Origin of the sequence: Acidovorax sp. CF316, from assembly GCF_000276605.1 — a bacterium.
Lineage (GTDB): Bacteria > Pseudomonadota > Gammaproteobacteria > Burkholderiales > Burkholderiaceae_C > Acidovorax.
Genome location: NZ_AKJX01000119.1, coordinates 1 through 16,785, shown reverse-complemented (window position 1 = coordinate 16,785; position 16,785 = coordinate 1). Strand labels below are relative to the sequence as shown.

Genomic DNA, 16,785 nt, shown 5'->3' with positions numbered 1-16,785 from the left:
TGAGGACCATGAACGACAGACCCACCCAGCCCCTTTTGTCGCGGCTTGCGCGCAGAGTGCTCTCCCTTGCAGCGCTGGCGCTGGCCACCGCCTTCACGCCTACGGCCTCCATGGCCACCACCGTGAGCATGGGCACCAGCCACGGCTGCTCGGTGGCTGATACCAGCCTGCCCACCTGTTGGGGCAGCCTGCCGGTGCAGGACCAGGGGACCTCTACCGTCAAGGACATCCGGGTGGGCCTCGATTTCAGCTGCGCGCTCCTATCCAGCGGCGTGCGCTGCTGGGGCAACAACGACTTGGGGCAACTGGGTACGACCACGGTCGAGCCCAAGGGCCAGTGGGTGGAGGGAATCTACAACCCCAACCAGATCACCCTGGGCGCACGGCACGCCTGTGTTGTCAACTGGGGGAGCCTTGTCTGCTGGGGCGACGCCAGCCAGGGGCAGCTCGGCGAGCCCGTCCGATCCGCCGTGGCCCGGCCCATGCCGATCCCGGGCATGCCCAAGGCCGTGCAGGCCGCCGCCGGCAAAAGCGCGACCTGCGCGGTGCAGGACGATGGGCGGGTGCTGTGCGTGGGCACCGGCAGCGGCCTGGCGGGCGCTGCCGATGCACCGGCCACGCCGCGTGGCGTGCCCGGCATCAGCGATGCCATGGAAGTGGCCCTCTTCGACGGCCACGCCTGCGTGCTGCGCAAGGAAGGCAAAGTGTCGTGCTGGGGCGGCAACCGCTTTGGCGAACTGGGCGTAGCAGCCAACAACGGCGCGCAGACCACCCCGATCGAAGTGACGAACCTGGGCGCCGCAGCCAAGGCCGTCACTGTAGGCAATGGCTTTAGCTGCGCGTTGCTCGTGAACGGCACTGTGAAGTGCTGGGGCAACAACGCCAACGGCCAGTTGGGCACCGCCCTGGGTGGCGCCGCCACGGGCTTGGTCACCGGCATCACCGATGCCACGGCCATCAGTGCCGGGCAGACGGCCGCATGCGCGGCACTGCAAGGCGGCTATGTGCAGTGCTGGGGCGAAGGTGCGGGCTGGAGCAGTGAAACCTGCCGCGTGCTGGGCGGCGTCTACCCGCAGCACTCCACCTCGTGGGGGCCCGTCGCTGAAATTACCGTCTGCCGGCCGCAGGGCTCTGCCGCGCCCATGGCGGTCAAGGGCCTGGGCCCGGCCAAGGATGCTGCCCAGGTGCTGGACTGGGCCGAAAAGACCCTGCCCGGAACCTTCCCCACACAGGGCCCACCCGCGCTGGACCTGGGCAATGGCAGCCCGTACTACCTGCGCGCCTACGCCGGCGGCCACACGCTGGCCGTCAACGCCCATGGCACGCCGCACCTGCTGTATATGGGGCCGCTGGGCAACGGCCAGCTTCTTGACCTGGGGCCGCTCAGCCGATGGCTGAGCGAGGCCATCCAGGAAGAAGGCGACGCAAGCGGCATGCAACTGCAGGTAGCGCCCTATATGGCCTACATCGGCATGAACGGCGCATGTGACGGATTCCTGGTGCCCTATGCCATCCGCGGCGGGCTGAACGGCCTGCCCGAGAACCTGGTGACCACCTCGGTCCGGGTGGAATATGCCGGCCAGTCGATGGCATTCCCGATCCGGGACCGCTTCCACATGGTGGCCCTCACCACTGAGACGGACTGGATCTCGCAACGCACGCGCCGTCCCGGCGAACCGATTCCATCGGGGATGCGTGAGGAGCCGGTGCTGCACGGCATTACGCAAGGCTGCCCGAGCTTCAATCCGGTCGACCAGGAGGTGGAGGTGACCGTGTTCTACACCCTCGGTCAGCACAAGGGGCAGCTGCGCGCCCGAGCCAAGGTCGGCGCCGTAGCCTGAACACCAGAAGGGTCCATCATGAACCACCGATTCCCTGCGCCCCGGCTGGTGCGCCATCTGCTGGCCGCCACAGCACTGGTGCTGCCCGCCGCCTTTCTGCCATCGGCCGTCTTCGCCACCACCGTGAGCATGGGCACCAGCCACGGCTGCTCGGTGGCTGATACCAGCCTGCCCACCTGTTGGGGCAGCCTTCCCATACAGGACCAGGCCCCTGACACGGTGCTCGACGTACGGGCTGGGCGCGATTTCAGCTGCGCCCTGATGGCGGGCCGCACCGTGCGCTGCTGGGGCAACAACGATTTTTCGCAGTTGGGCGTCAACGCCCCCTCCTCCGCCGGCCCGAGCGTAGGAGGCCTGTGGCGCTTCACGCAGCTGGCCGTGGGCGGAACGCATGCCTGCGCCCTGCTCGAAACCCAGGCCTACTGCTGGGGTGACGGCAGCCGAGGGCAATTGGGTGCCGGCAGTGCCGCCAACTCGGCAGCGCCCATCGCCGTGGTGGGACTGTCCAAGGCCGTGCACCTTGCAGCGGGCCAGGGCGCCACCTGCGTGGTGCAGTGGGACGGCAAGGTCGTCTGCGTCGGCCTGGGCAGCGAGCTCTCCGGCGGCCTCGATGAGCCCCGCGTGGCACGCACCGTGCCCGGCATCACCGATGCACGCGAGGTCGCGCTCTTCGACGGCCACGCCTGCGTGCTGCGCGCCGAGGGCAAGGTGTCCTGCTGGGGGCAAAACAGCCATGGCCAGTTGGGCATGTCGGCCGGTGGCGACATCCAGCGCAGCCCGGTCGAGGTGACGAACCTGGGCGCTGCGGCCAAGGTCGTCACCGTGGGCAACGGCTTCAGCTGCGCCCTGCTGGTCAATGGCACCGTGAAGTGCTGGGGCAACAACGCCGTCGGCCAGTTGGGCACGGCGCTCGGAGGTCAAGCCACCGGGCTGGTCACCGGCGTCACCACCGCCACCGCCATCAGCGCCGGGCAGACAGCGGCCTGCGCAGCCCTGCACGGCGGCTATGTGCAATGCTGGGGCCAAGGCGTGGGCTGGGGCAATGGCACCTGCGGCGCGCTGGGCGGCACCTACCCGGAACACCCCGCTTCGTGGGGCCCCATCGCCGACATCGCCATGTGCCGCCCACCAGGCTCGTTCGCGCCTCTGTCCGTCACAGGCCTGGGCGCCGCTAGCGATGCAGGCCAGGTGCTGAATTGGGCCGAGAAAACCATGCCTGGCACCTTCCCGGCCCAGGCAGGCAGCGACCCAGGCAGCACCCAGTTCTACATGCGCCAGTATCCGGGCGGCCACACGCTGGGCATCAACGTGCATGGAACGCCACACCTGCTGTATGTCGGCCCTTTCGGAAACGGGGGGCTGCTCGACCTGGGGCCGCTGGACCGCTGGCTGAGCGAGGCGCGCGAAGAAGAAGGCGCCAAGAGCGGCCTGCAGGTGCAGGCCGACCCTTATCTCAACCTCATGCCCGTCGTCATCTCCACGAACTGGATTCCCGGCCCTTGCAATGACTTTCTGGTGCCCTTTGCCATTCGCGGCGGCCCAAACGGATTGCCCAAAGGGTTGGTCGCCACCAGCGTGCGGGTTCAAAACAGCAGCGGCACGACCATGGAATTCCCTGTCCGCGGGTTGGGCCAGTATCTCAGTGAGCGCCTGACCACCGACACAGACTGGCTTTCGCTGCGCTTCCCCCAGCCAGGCCAGTCGGTGCCGGCCGGCATGAAACTGGAGACGGTGCTGACCGACGTCGGCGAAGGCTGCCCCGAGGGCGTGCGCCCAGGCGACGATGTGGGCGTGACCGTCCTCTACTCCCTGGGCGGCCGCAAAGGACAAGTGCACACGCGGGCCAAGGTGAGTGCAGCGTATTGAGTTCCACGCCGCTGCAGACCGTGTTCTGCAGACCCGCCCCCTTCCCGTTTGCTTCAACACGATCGTGTGCTCCCGCACGCCATGACCATGACTATGCACAGCACAGCCAGCGCGCCACGACTTCTCCGCAAAGCGGTGCTGACCACCGCAGCGCTGCTGCTGTCCACTGCTTTTGTGCCATATGCGGCCATGGCGACTACGCTGAGCATGGGCTATGGCCACGGCTGCTCCGTGGCCGACACCGGCGTCGCCACCTGCTGGGGCACGCTGCCCATGGCGCCACTGGCGTACGAGGCGCGCGCCCAGGACATCCGCGTGGGCGAGGACTTCAGTTGCGCGCTGACGGGCACCTCGGTCCAATGCTGGGGCCGCAGCAATGCGTACTCGCAGCTCGGCAATCCGGTCCTGCAGGCCCCGTGGGGCTACACGCTCAGCGGCCTGCGCCAGATCTCCCAGATCGCCGTGGGCGCGCGGCACGGCTGTGCCCGCACCATCGAGCAGCAGGTGTTTTGCTGGGGCGATGGCAGCCAGGGGCAGATCGGCCGCTCGGTGGCCGCTACCACCGCCGAGGCCGTGCGCGTGGAAGGCATGGCCACCGTCATCCAGTTGGCTGCAGGCAGGGCCAGCACTTGCGGCGTGCAGCGTGACGACCACAAAGTGATCTGCGTGGGCGCCGGCAGTGGCCTGGCAGGTGCCGCAGAAGACCCGCGCACGGCGCGCGCCGTGCCGGGCATCACGGACGCCATGGATGTATCCCTCTTCGCCGGCCATGCCTGCGCGCTGCGCGCGTTTGGCAAGGTGTCCTGCTGGGGCAGCAACCAGCACGGCGAGCTGGGTGTGCCGGCCAGCAGCGGCCCGCTGTCCACCCCCGTGGAAGTGCCCGACCTGGGCGCGCCCGCCAAGGCCGTGGCAGTGGGTGATGGATTCACCTGCGCGCTGCTGGAGGGCGGCAGCATCAAGTGCTGGGGCATCAATGCCAACGGCCAATTGGGCATGGGCCTTGCGCCCGGCACCGCGACACCGGCCACGGGCCTGGTTGTGGGCATCAGCAACGCCACCGCCATCAGCGCGGGCAAGACTGCAGCCTGCGCTGTGCTGGAAGGCGGCTACGTGCAGTGCTGGGGCGAAGGCGCCGGCTGGAGCAGCGCCCCGTGCCGCGTGCCGGGCGGGCTGTACCCGGGCGTGCCCGCCTCCTACGGCCCGGCGGTGGACCTCGCCATCTGCCGCCCGCAGGGCTCTGCAGCGCCCATGGCCGTGCAGGGCCTGGGGCCGGCCAACGATGCGGCGCAGGTGCTCGACTGGGCCGAGAAGACCTTGCCGCAGACCTTTGCTCCCCAGGCTGGCACCGTGCCGGCCGGTACCGACAAGGATCTTCTGTACGTGCGCGACTACCCCGGCAGCCACCGGCTGGCCATCAACGCCCATGGCACCCCGCAGCTTCTGTACGCGGGCCCCTTGAGCACCGGTCAGGTGGCCGACCTGGGACCGCTGAGCCAGTGGATCCGGGAGGCCGCGCTGCACGAAGGGCTGGGCAGTGGCCTTCAGTTGCAGGCAGACACCCACACCAACGCCATGCCTGGCCCCGACCCGTGCGCCTATCTGCAGACGCGGTACGGCATCCGTGGGGGCGCCAAGGCCCTGCCAGAGGGGCTGATGAGCAGCCTGGTGAAGGTGACAGGCGGGGGGCGGTCCGTGGAGCACACCGCACGGGGCGGGTACCGCAAAACCATCATGACCAATGACACCGACTGGATTTCCGACGGAACCCACATCCCAGGCCCCGGAACGCGGCTGGAACCCGTGCACCTGGGCTCTGCGGTGGGATGCTCGCTCTTCGCCGCCTTGCAGGGCGATGTGGAGGTGACCGTCTTCTACACCGTTGGCAACCGCAAGGGCGCATTGCGCGCCAAGGCGGTGATGAGAACGTCGTACTGAGGCGCGCGCCCTCGCCGCTTCTGCGCCCAGACTGCGCCTACACCACCGACACCGACGCGGCAGCCCCCTGCCCCGCCGAGCCCAGCACCGGCGGCGTGGTCACGATGGAGCGCAAATCCGGCACCGCCCGACGCAACGCCGCCAGGTCCGGCCGGGGCCGGCGCAGTTCGGGCCGGGCCGCAAACGCCCGCTCCAGGGCCAGCGATGCGCCCAGCACCTGGTGGTCTTGCCGAAATCCGCCCACGATCTGCAGGCCAAACGGCATGCCAAGGTGGTCCGTGCCGCAGGGCAGCGACAGGGCCGGGTGCGTCATCAGCGTGACCACGTAGGTCAGGCCCAGCCAGCGGTAGTAGGTGGCCTGCTGCTCGCCGTTGATGGTGTCGGCATACAGCTGCGTCCACGCGAAGGGCGAGACGGGCGTGGTGGGCGACAGGATCAGGTCGTAGTCGGCAAAGGTGCGCTGCGTGGCCTGGATGATGCGCGTCTGCTCGGCCTGGGCCCAGGCGCTGTCGAGCAGGCTCATGCGCTTGCCCATTTCGTAGTTGGCGCGGGTGTTGGGGCCCAGGCTGTCGGGGTCGCGGTCGTAGGCGGCCTGCATGCCGGCCACGAAGGCCTCGGCGCGCAGCACGTCGAAGCAGCGGTGCGCGTCGCCCAAGTCCAGCTTCACCTCGTCGCAGCTGCGGAACAGGTGGCGCATGGCCGCGATCTTGGTGCGGAAGGTGGCGCGTATGCCCTCGTCCACCGCGCAGGTGCCAAAGTCTTCGGTGTAGGCCACGCGCAGGCGGCCCAGGTCCACCTCGGGCGGGGTCAGAAACCTCAGCGGGTCGAGCGGGTAGCTCAGCGCATCGCCCGCGTGCATGCCGGCCGATGCGGCCAGCTGCAGGCAGGCATCCTCCACCGTGCGGCCCATGGGCCCGACCACGGAGATGGGCGTCCACACCAGCGGCTTGCGCACGCTGGGCACCACGCCCGGCGATGGCCTAAAACCCACCACCCCGCACTTGGCCGCCGGTATGCGCAGCGAGCCCCCGGTATCGGACCCCGTGCACACCGGCAGCAGGTCGCAGGCCAGCGCCGCGGCCGAGCCGCCCGAGGAGCCCCCGGCGTTGAGATTCGGGTTGAACGGGTTGCCCGTGGCACCCCACACGGTGTTGCGCGAATTGGCGCCCGCGCCCAGCTCGGGCACATTGGTTTTGCCGGCCACGATGGCACCGGCGCGGCGCAGGCGCGCCACCAGCTCGATGTCCTGCGTGGGCACATGGTCGCGGTAGATGGCCGAGCCCCAGGTGGTGAGCAGGCCCTCGGTGGGCTCCAGGTCCTTCACGCCCAGCGGCAGGCCGTGCAGCAGGCCCAGGGGCGCAGTGCCATCCACCACCGCCTGCTCGGCCGCGCGTGCCTCGCTGCGCGCCCGGTCGAAGCAGGTAGCCGTGACGGCGTTCACGAAGGGGTTGATGCGTTCGATGCGGTCGATGCAGGCCTCCAGCAGCTCCACGGGCGAGACCTCCTTGCGCCCGATGAGCCGGCGCAGCGCCACGGCGGATTGCTCCACCAGCGCATCGCCAGGGCGGCTGGCGGTGTCTGGATACTCGGATGGGGTGTTGGTGGATGAAGCGATGTCGGGCATGTTGTCTCGGTGTGTTGTTCAGGGCGCCATGCGCTGCGCGCACAGCACTGGGTCAATCAGCAGTAATGTTCGAACGGGCTGCGACGGCACGCATCGCAGGCAGCTCGCGCTGAATCAGCTCGGCCGCCGCCGCACCGCTGCTGAACGCCGGCTCCATGCCCTGCGCAGTCAGCTTGGCCTTGGTCTCGGGGTCGGCCACGGTGGCGGCCAGGGCTTTTTCGAGCTTGCTGCGCACGGCAGGCGGCAGGCCCTTGGGCGCGGCCATCACCAGCCAGGTGTCCAGGTCGATGCCTGGGTAGCCGGACTCGGCCAGCGTGGGCACGTTGGGCAGCAGCGGCGAGCGCTTGGCCGTGGTGATGGCAATGGCCTTGATCTTGCCCGTCTTGAGCTGCGGAATGGCCGCGGCCACCGTGTCCACGGTGAAGGGCACCTGCCCGCCCATCAGGTCCGTCATGGCCGGGGCGCTGCCCTTGTAGGGCACGTGCGTAATCTTCAGGCCCGTGGCCTGCAAAATGGTTTCGCCCGCAAAGTGCGACGTGGTGCCGCTGCCGAACGAGCCATACGAATACGCGCCCGGCGCCGCCTTCACATAGTCCACGAACTGCTTGACGCTTTGCACCGGCACCTGCTGGTTGGCCAGCAGGATCAGCCCCGTGCGGCCCGATATGCCGATGGGGTCGAACCCCTGCACCGGGTCGTACGGCAGGTTGCTGCGGATGGCCGGGTTCACCGTGAAGGTGGTGCCCGAGCTAAGCAGCAGCGTGTACCCGTCCGCCGGGGCCTTGCTCACGTAGCCCGCGCCGATGATGGTGCCCGCGCCCGCACGGTTCTCGATCACGATGGGCTGGCCCAGCTCCTTGCCCATGCGCAGCGCGATCACGCGGCCCAGCACATCGGTGGCACCGCCGGGCGGGAACGGGATCACCAGCGTCAGCGGCTTGCTGGGGAAGGCGGCTGCGTCCGCCGCATGCGCTGGCACGCTGAACAGGGCCCCCAGCGCGGCCACCGTGGCCAGGCCGGCGAACAGGGCCGCATGCAGGCGGTGGGCACGGGCTGCGGCGGCGGGGGGCGCAAACGACATCGGTGATTTCATGGACAGCATTCCTGGAGCAAGGGTGGTCATGGGTCAGGCGTCACGCAAACGCCACGCAGCCATGGTAGAAGCCATCCCCCAGTGCCACAAGCGCAATGTTTAGAATTGTCGATTGCCGAAATCGCAATTGGGCTTGATGCCCCCTGAGTCGCTGCGCGCCTTCCCCCTCAGGGGGACGCCCCCAGTGCGGCGGGGCGGCCCTTGCACGGGGGCACTGGCCCTGGCCGCGCGAGTTTCACGGGCCGTCTGGGAGCAAGCGCTTGGAAACATGAACGATAGGAGCATCCCCATGTCCAGCCACATACTGCAGGAGACCGCCGTCCGCTACTTCCTGGAGGTGGTGCGCGCCGGCTCGGTGAAGGACGCCGCGCTGCGCCTGAACGTGGCGCCCTCGGCCGTGAGCCGGCAGGTGGCGCGGCTCGAGCGCGAGATGGACACCCTGCTCTTCGAGCGCCAGGCACGCGGCATGGTGCCCAATGCAGCCGGTGAATTGCTGGCCGCGCACGCCAAGCGTGCCCAGCAGGACAACGAGCGCGTGCTCGGCGACATATCGGCCCTGCGCGGCCTGCGCAAGGGCTTTGTGCGCGTGGCCAGCGCGGCCGGCTTTGCCTACGACCTGCTGCCCTCGCTCATCGCGCGCTTCGGCGAAACCTATGAGGGCATTCGCTTCCACCTGGAGATGTGCGCCCAGGGCGAGGTGCCGGGCCGCATCCGCGACGGCGAGGCCGACATCGGCATCACCCTGAGCGGCCTGCCCGAGCCCGGCATCCGCCTGGAGCTGCGCCACCCCTGCCCGGTGCTGGCCGTCATGTCGCGCCGCCACCCGCTGGCCGCGCAGCGCCAGCTCTCGCTCAGCCAGGTGGTGGCCTACCCGCTGGCCCTGCCCACGCCGGTCAGCTCCATCCGCCAGCTGCTGGACACCAGCTGCAGCCGCCAGGGCCTGCAGTACAACGCCGCCATCACCAGCAACCACGCCGACTCGCTGGTGAGCTACGCCGCCACCGCCCCCGAGGCCATCGCCTTCTACGGCGAACTCTCGGTGCGCACCCGCCTGCCGTCGCTGGACCTGGTGGCCATTGCCCTGCGCGACCGCGAGATGAACGAGCGCTACCTGGAGGTGCAGACCCTGGCCGGCCGCGCCCTGCCCGCCGCAGGCAAGGCCTTCGTGCAGTTCCTCACCGAGCACATCAAGGCCGGGTAGATAGCAGCGGGCGCGGGGGTGCCCGCTGCATATATGCCGGCACTCCCCAGCGGGTGATCCGCGCGCGAGAGTGGTCTCGTACCACCCACCTCCGCGCGGAGCCCTTTCCATGAACCTGTACCAACTGGCCTCGCAAGATGAGGCCTGGGGGGCTTACGCCCCCGATGACGACACCACACCGCTGTCCGTGGGGTTTGCGGACCCGCCCGCCCCCGTGCCGCCCGGCCCAGTACCTATTGACGCGGCCCTGGACGCCGCCGCGCGCGAGTACGGGGTGGATGCCGATGTGCTGCGCGCGCTGGGCCCTGGCAGTTCAGTCGACTCCATCTTCGACACCGCAGCCTCGCTGCGCTCGCGCCTGGAGGCGTTTGGCGGCGACTATGCCCAGGCCCTGGCTTCCTACCGCCAGGAAGAAGAAGGCCACGGCGGCAATGCCTTGGCGGCACCGGCCGCTGCACCCCTCTCACCCCCACCGCGGGCCGATGCACGGATGCCCGCCCCAGCACCTGTACCAGCGCCAGCCCCCTCGGGACGGCCCACCGCAGTTGCGCCCAGGCCCCGGCCCGCAAGGCCCCAGGCCACTGCGCCCGTGCCAGGGCCACCGCCATCGCAGTCAGCCAGGCAAGACCTGCCCGCTGCCCCGGCAGACGGCAGGCTGAACGCCGCCAACGACCCGCGCAGCCTGATGTACAGCCAGGCCCCGGCAGCGCCAAGGCCTTTCGTGGAGGAGGTGAAAAGCCAGCTGGCATCGGGCGCGAAGACCCTGGCCCAGATGCTGCCGGGCACCGGCGCGGCCGCACGCTGGGTGGCCAACCAGCCCGAACCAACCACCGGCAAGGCCCCGCCCGCCAGCGTGGGCAGTGTGCTGGAGCGCGAGGCAGTGCCTGCGACAGACCTGCCCTCCCGCGATTTGCCGCTGCGGCCCGAAACACGCAAGGCCGCCAACAACGCCTGGGATGCGGCCAGCCCGCAGGACCGCCAGCGACTTCAATCCTTGCCAGGATGGCAGGGCCAGCTTGCGCGCGAGCGCGCCGCTCAGTTCGCACAGGCGGACAAGGGCATTTTCGCCGCGTCGCCGACGGCGGCCCTGTTCGATACCCGCGCAGAAGGCCGCACCAAAACGCTGATCGCCAAGGGCGAACACCCCGACTTCGCCCGCCGCGCAGCCTACGAAGGCGCCGCTGCGGGCGTCGCGCCAGGGCAGGAGGTAAAAGCCCTGGGCGGCACGGTGCAGCCCTCCACCTACGACTTCGCTACCAAGGACCTCTTCGACCCAGACCGCCCGGCCAACCTGCTCAACAACGTGGTGGGGCGCGGCGTTGCCAAGGGCGGGCTGGGCCTGGGCAAGGGGGTGGTGGGCATCAGCCAGTTCATCGAAGACCTGAGCGGCGCAGACGATGCAACGAAACAGCGCACCGCAGACCGCGCCACTTCATGGCGCGGCATGGAGCAGGCCATCGGCGAGCGCGGCACGCACCTGCAGCGCAATGCCGAAGGGGCCATCGCCTCCATCACGCAGCAACTGCCCATGCTGGTGACGGGCAGCTTCGTCCCCTCCCAGTTGCTTGCCATGGGCAGCATCGCCGCGCAGTCGTTCGGCCAGGAGTACAGCGACGGCAAGTCGCGCGGGCTCGACCCGCAGCAGGCCGCAGGGCGCGCAGGCGCGTTCGCCGCCTTCGAGGTGATCGGAGAGAAGTTCGGCCTCAAGGGCAACCTGGATGCCATCCGCAAGGCCACGCAGGGCATGCCATCGGATGCGGTGGCGGGCTTCCTGGCCAACCAGGTCAAAAAGGAAATCCCCGGCGAAGTGCTCACCACCACCGGCCAGTTCGCCGTGGACAAATGGGCCCCCGCAGGCATGGCGCTGAACCCGAACGCCACCTTCGAGGACTACTTCAGGCAGGTGGGCGACACCATCACCCAGACCGTGATGCAGGGCGGGATGATGAACGGGGGGAGGCGTGTGCTGGGGGGTATGGCCGCTGCGGCACCACCCGCACCATCCGCACCGCGGGCACAGGACCAGTCCACCACGCCGAACCCACCCCATACCCAAGAGGCGACCTACGAGAGCGGCACCGGCAGCACCACCGCCCCGGCCCCTGCTCCAGCGCCTTCACCAGCCTCCACGGCGCCGGCAACAGGTTACGACGGTGTCCCCGTGCCCGGCAACGCCACCTGGTCGGATGTCGCCACCGCCACAAGGAAGGCCCAGGCCGAGGCCGAAATACTGCGCCAGGCCGAGGCCCTGCCAGCGCAGGAGTCTGCCACCAGCACAGCGACCGCACCGGCCCCTGCAGCACCACCGGCCACTCCCCCGGCGCCCATGCAGGCATCGACAGACGGCAACCACAGCAGCACGCAGCAGAGCGCCGACGCATCGCCGCAAGTGCAGGTCAACCACGATGCTGACCAGGCGGACACAAGCCCCCAGGCATCCGGCATTCCAGCACCGGCACCAACACCTGCCGCCGCGGATGCCGAAGCCGACACCGGCGCCGCAGACCCAGCGCCCACAACCACCCAGCACGGCACCGCCCGCCACACCGCAGCGGCACAGGTCCAAGTCCCAGCCCCCATCAATGCACAAATCCAGGCCCTGGACTCCGGCATGCTCGTGGTCGGCGGCGACCAAGCCACCATCCTGGCGCACCTGCACGCAGGCGGCGTGCGCGGCGCCGAGCCGTTCATGGGCGCAACCATCGTGCCCGTGGACCAGGCGGCACTGGCACAGCGGGTTTTGCTTGAACCACCGCGCACCATGGCACCGCCAGACAGGACGGCAGGTCAGACACAGAGGTCTGGCAACAACGACCAGACCGCCGCGCCTATGGATGACATGTCCCGGGGACAACGATATGCGAGTGATACCAGAGGTCGCCAAGGGCATACCCGCTACACTTTCATCGATGACGACCGCCCCAACCGCTCCGACCTTTCCGTTGACCGGCACGGCAAAGGTGTCACATCACCAGAGACTGACGCTCCCATCGGTCCACGAGTCGGAGACGCGCGTGGATTATTACGATCCGGGCGGACCGTTGATCTGGGAGTCGGACGCGGTAGGCGAGGCAGCCTTTCCCCCGAACGAATTGCCGCAGATGCTTCAAGGCAGGGCAGTGCCAGCTTTTCCCTCCACGAGCCCACCCAACCCGACGATGGATACTCTGCAGGCACCACTTACTTCGCAGGAGCACCTGCTGGCGGATTGCACCGTGGAGGGCCGGGCCAAGGAGATCGCGCGGCACCCCGGGCCACTCTTGTGGGACTTGGAATCGCCGAGCGCATCACGCTTGCCGGCAGCCAGGCCCTCGTCGGTGAACGGGTAGATTCACCAGAGCACCTGGCAGAGCTTGCGCAGGTATACCGGGATCCCCGGTACGAAACGTTTCGGGTTTTCTTCGTCAGGGATGGCGAGGTGGTGCATGCCACGGGCGTGAGTTCACGCCTGCCTGATCGGACACCGATGGTGCCTTCGGGCATGACCGAAGCGCAGTACCTCGCACAATTTCGCGAAGGCATGCGCCGCACGGGAGCGCAGGGCTACTACATCCTGCACAACCATCCATCCGGCGATCCACAGCCGAGCCCGGAAGATATTGAGCTGACAGAGCACCTTGCCCGGCTGGTGCCCGGGATGCTCGCGCATGTGGTCATCAACACCAACAAGTATGCGGTGATCACGCCCGAGGATGCAGCGCGCCGGGCGGCGCCCGCAGCCATGGTGCGTCTGAAGCATTTTGGGACAGACCGCCTACTGCAAGCCAGTAAACCCCTGGCTGCGCTGGGCCAGACCATCCCATCGCCCGACGTTCTGGCGATAGTGGGCAAGTCCATGCAAGGGCCCGGCTGGATGACCCTGGTTGGAGTAGGCTCTGATGGCCATGTGCGGGCCGTTGCCGAAGCACCTTCGAGCATTCTTTCGCGCAGCCCCACCTACTTGGCGGCCACGGTGCGTCGATTTGTTCGGATGTCGGGGTCTGTCGAAGTCTTTGCCGTGGGCGAGGCCGGTGATATCAACAACAGTCCGGTTCGGGGCGCTGTCGAAGCTGGCATTCTGCGCGATGCCGTGACCGACCTTGGTCAGTCTCTTGCCAATGGAGGACGGACAGTCACAAGGCCCAAGGACCGCGCGCAACTTCGAGAAGCGCAGAAGCACATCCCGGGGCCCATGCAAATGCAGCGCGACGGCACGCTCATGGTCAAGGGCGATTCCGTGCAGTTGGAAGAGCGCTTGCGCAAAGGTGGGGTGGACAGCGTGCTGCGGCGCGAAGGTGGCGTGCTCGTCGGGCTCGATCAGGTCGACAAAGCGCGGCAGTTACTGCAGCAGTCACCACACGCCCAAGCCTCGGCAGGCCCCTCAACGACGAGCCAGCAGCTCAACCGCAGCGCATCGCTGGTGCAGGACGGTAACTACGCTGCGCCAACATCCAAAGCCGAAGATGGATCTTCGCCTGCCAGTCGCTACAGCAACCGTTCAACGCCCCCCAAGGCCGAGCTTTCGCTTGAACGCATCGACCAGGTGATCCAGAAGACTCTTGCGGGGCTGGCTGGTGCGCCACCAGTCAAGGCCGTGGGCAGCCCCGGAGATATCGGACTCGTCGTGCCTGCGCAAGTAGTGGCATCGGGCATTACCCTCGGGAGTGGGGATATCTATGTGTTCCAGTCGGGTGTGGGCTCGGACCTGGACGTGCGGCTGGTCGTTTTCCATGAACTGCTCCATCGGGGTGTGCGCTTCCTGGTGCCACGCGCGCAGTACGTGCAAACCATGCTGGATCTGGCGGCAAGGGACACGCGGGTTCAGCAGTATGCCAATGAATGGAAGCGCACCGGCATCGTGCCACAGCAGCGCGAACAACTTGCGCGCCTTGGGTACAAGGGCAGTGAACTGCAAGGGCAGCTGGAGGCGATGGCGATCGAGGAGGGTCTGGCGCGGATATCCGAAGAGCTGAATGTCGATGTGAGCATGGGAACACGGTGGAAGCCATCGCGCATCCGTGCACTGGCCCAATGGTTGGCCACCGTGGCCGACAAGGCAGGTATGGCCAAGCTGGCGCAGGCCATAAGGGCCATGACCTACAACGAGGCCGAGCGCTTTGTGATGCGCGCCATCGATCACGCCGGGGCGGCAGGCGGCGATATCGAGAACTATGGCCGGGCTCGATTCAGCACCCGCAGTCCGCAAAATCCATGGACGCAGCCAATCGACTCCGCGCGCCTGGAGATGCAGCGCGACGGCACGCTCATGGTCAAGGGCGATTCCGTGCAGTTGGAGGAGCGCTTGCGGGCCGGCGGTGTAGACCACGTGCTGCGGCGCGAAGGCGGCGTGCTCGTCGGGCTCGATCAGGCGGGCAAGGCGCGGCAATTGTTCAGTAACCCGCAGTCCACACAAGATCGCAGCGGAGCTGCGCTCCCAACGTCTGCAGTGGCGCAGAGGGAGGTCGCAACAAGCCAAAGCGACTTCGTTGCAGAAAACCATAGCAACGGCTACAGTGATAACGATGGACGCGTTCAAGAGCCCACCCAACCTGATGATGGACGAGGACCCACGACTGGTCGCTCGCGTGCTACCTCCCTGGACTCTGTGCGGGGGACTGGTAATGCCGTACCGACTGGAACCGCCTCTCTCGTGGGATCTGGATTCGCAGGACGAATTCAGCCAGCCGACGACCAAGGGACCAGCCAGGGGATTCTGCGGCGGAGTGGAGGAGCATCCTTATCGCGTCGGACCGCCACTCTCGTGGGACTCGGAATCGCCGAGCGAATCGAACGCGCCGGCAGCCAAGCCCTCCTTGGCGAGCAAGTAAACAGCCCGCAGCGCCTGGCCGAACTGGCCCAGGTGTATCGCGATCCCCGGTTCGAGACATTCCGGGTTTTCTTCGTCAAGGACGGTGTGGTGGTGCATGCCACCGGCGTAAGTTCTCGCATGCCTGGAACTACGCCGATGGCTCCTGCTGGCGTCAGCGAACAGGAATACGTGAACCAGATGCGCGACATCAAGCAGCAGACTGGGGCGGACTCCTACTATTTGCTGCACAACCACCCATCGGGAAATCCCACTCCCAGTCCTGAGGACGTTGGACTCACACGCATGCTCGGCGCGCATGTGCCGGGCCTGCTGGCCCACGTTGTCATCAACAGCAACAAGTACGCTGTGATCGACACTGCGAACCAAGGCAGAGAACCTGCCGACATGGTGCGCTACCAAGACTTTGGTGAGGACAGGCTGCTCAAAGCCAGCAAGCCCATGGCGGTACTGGGCGAAAAGATGGCTGGGCCAGACGACTTCGCCATCGTGGGCAAGTCCATGCAGCGGCCAGGCTGGATCACGCTCATCGGCACCGGCGCAGATGGCAAGGTGCGCGCGATCTCCGAAGCGCCAGCCAGCATCCTCACGCGCAGCTATCCCTACCTGGCGGCCACCGTGCGCCGCTTCATGCGCCAATCAGGCTCGGGCAGCGTTTTCGCGGTAGGCGACGCGGGCGACATAGGGTCCAAGCCTGTGCGCGATGCACTGGCTGCGGGCATCCTTCGTGATGCGCTGCCCGATGCCGGACGCACGCTGCACCAGCAGGGCGTGCGTACGGGCGGCACAGGCTTCTCGCTGACCCGGGGGCGCCGGGTCGCCGAGGGCGAACCTGGGTCGAGCGCCCCAAGCGCCGTGAGCATGCACACGCAGCGCGACGGCACGCTGATGGTCAAGGGCGACCCCGTACAGCTGCAGGAGCGCCTGCGCCAAGGCGGCGTGGAGCGCGTGCTGCGGCGCAAGGGCGGCGTGCTCGTTGGGCTCGACCAAGTGCACAAGGCGCGGCAGTTGCTGCAGAAGCCGCCGCCACGCGACTCGGCGTCGGCAGGCCCATCCCCGCCCTCTCAGCCTTCCCTTGCCTCCCTATCGGGCCAGCAATTCAGCCGCAGCGCGCCAGATCAAGCTTCACGGGCCAATAACCTGCCTTCCAAGCCCGCCACCGTGCAGTCCGTAAAGGCTGCCGTGGCCAAGCTCACCAACAGCATGGGCCTGCTCGCAGAGGGCCGTGGCCGCGTGGTGGTGGCCACCTCGGCCGACATCCAGGCGCACTGGGAGCCCCTGGTCGGCGAGGTGGACATGGGCTCGCAGGACACAGGTTTGGCCCAGGGGTTCTTCGACACCAAAACCGACACCGTCTTCCTCATCGCCGACCACATCGAAGCTGGCCAGGAGATGGCGGTGGCCGCGCACGAGCTGGTG

At 68.0% G+C, this 16,785-nt stretch carries 7 protein-coding genes; 5 read left to right on the top strand and 2 right to left on the bottom strand.

The window, feature by feature from the left end:
* Positions 1-8: 8 nt before the first annotated feature.
* The 3 genes from PMI14_RS13785 (at position 9) to PMI14_RS13775 (ending at position 5,642) form a co-directional block, all read left to right on the top strand.
* The gene (locus tag PMI14_RS13785; protein WP_007855319.1) at positions 9-1,841 is read left to right on the top strand and encodes a hypothetical protein; all 1,833 of its coding nucleotides are present in this window, start codon (positions 9-11) and stop codon (positions 1,839-1,841) included.
* A gap of 18 nt (positions 1,842-1,859) precedes the next feature.
* Positions 1,860-3,707 carry a hypothetical protein gene (locus PMI14_RS13780; RefSeq protein ID WP_007855317.1) on the top strand — a complete coding sequence of 616 codons (1,848 nt, stop codon included), beginning with the start codon at positions 1,860-1,862 and terminating at the stop codon, positions 3,705-3,707.
* Between the two features lie 189 nt (positions 3,708-3,896).
* Positions 3,897-5,642: a regulator gene (locus PMI14_RS13775; RefSeq protein WP_238541838.1), complete on the top strand. Its 1,746-nt coding sequence runs from the start codon at positions 3,897-3,899 to the stop codon at positions 5,640-5,642.
* Positions 5,643-5,679: 37 nt separating this feature from the next.
* Here PMI14_RS13775 and PMI14_RS13770 read toward each other — a convergent pair whose 3' ends face one another.
* Positions 5,680-7,266 carry an amidase gene (locus PMI14_RS13770; protein ID WP_007855315.1) on the bottom strand — a complete coding sequence of 529 codons (1,587 nt, stop codon included), beginning with the start codon at positions 7,264-7,266 and terminating at the stop codon, positions 5,680-5,682.
* Between the two features lie 52 nt (positions 7,267-7,318).
* The gene (locus PMI14_RS13765; protein ID WP_007855314.1) at positions 7,319-8,359 is read right to left on the bottom strand and encodes a tripartite tricarboxylate transporter substrate binding protein; all 1,041 of its coding nucleotides are present in this window, start codon (positions 8,357-8,359) and stop codon (positions 7,319-7,321) included.
* Positions 8,360-8,648: 289 nt separating this feature from the next.
* Between PMI14_RS13765 and PMI14_RS13760 the strand changes: the two genes are divergently transcribed.
* Together PMI14_RS13760 and PMI14_RS33550 are read left to right on the top strand one after the other, a co-directional pair.
* On the top strand, positions 8,649-9,560 hold the full coding sequence (locus PMI14_RS13760; protein ID WP_007855313.1) for a LysR family transcriptional regulator: 912 nt from the start codon (positions 8,649-8,651) through the stop codon (positions 9,558-9,560).
* A gap of 109 nt (positions 9,561-9,669) precedes the next feature.
* Positions 9,670-16,785, top strand: a 7,116-nt coding sequence (locus PMI14_RS33550) for a JAB domain-containing protein (RefSeq protein WP_007855312.1), incomplete at its 3' end; no start/stop codon positions are given.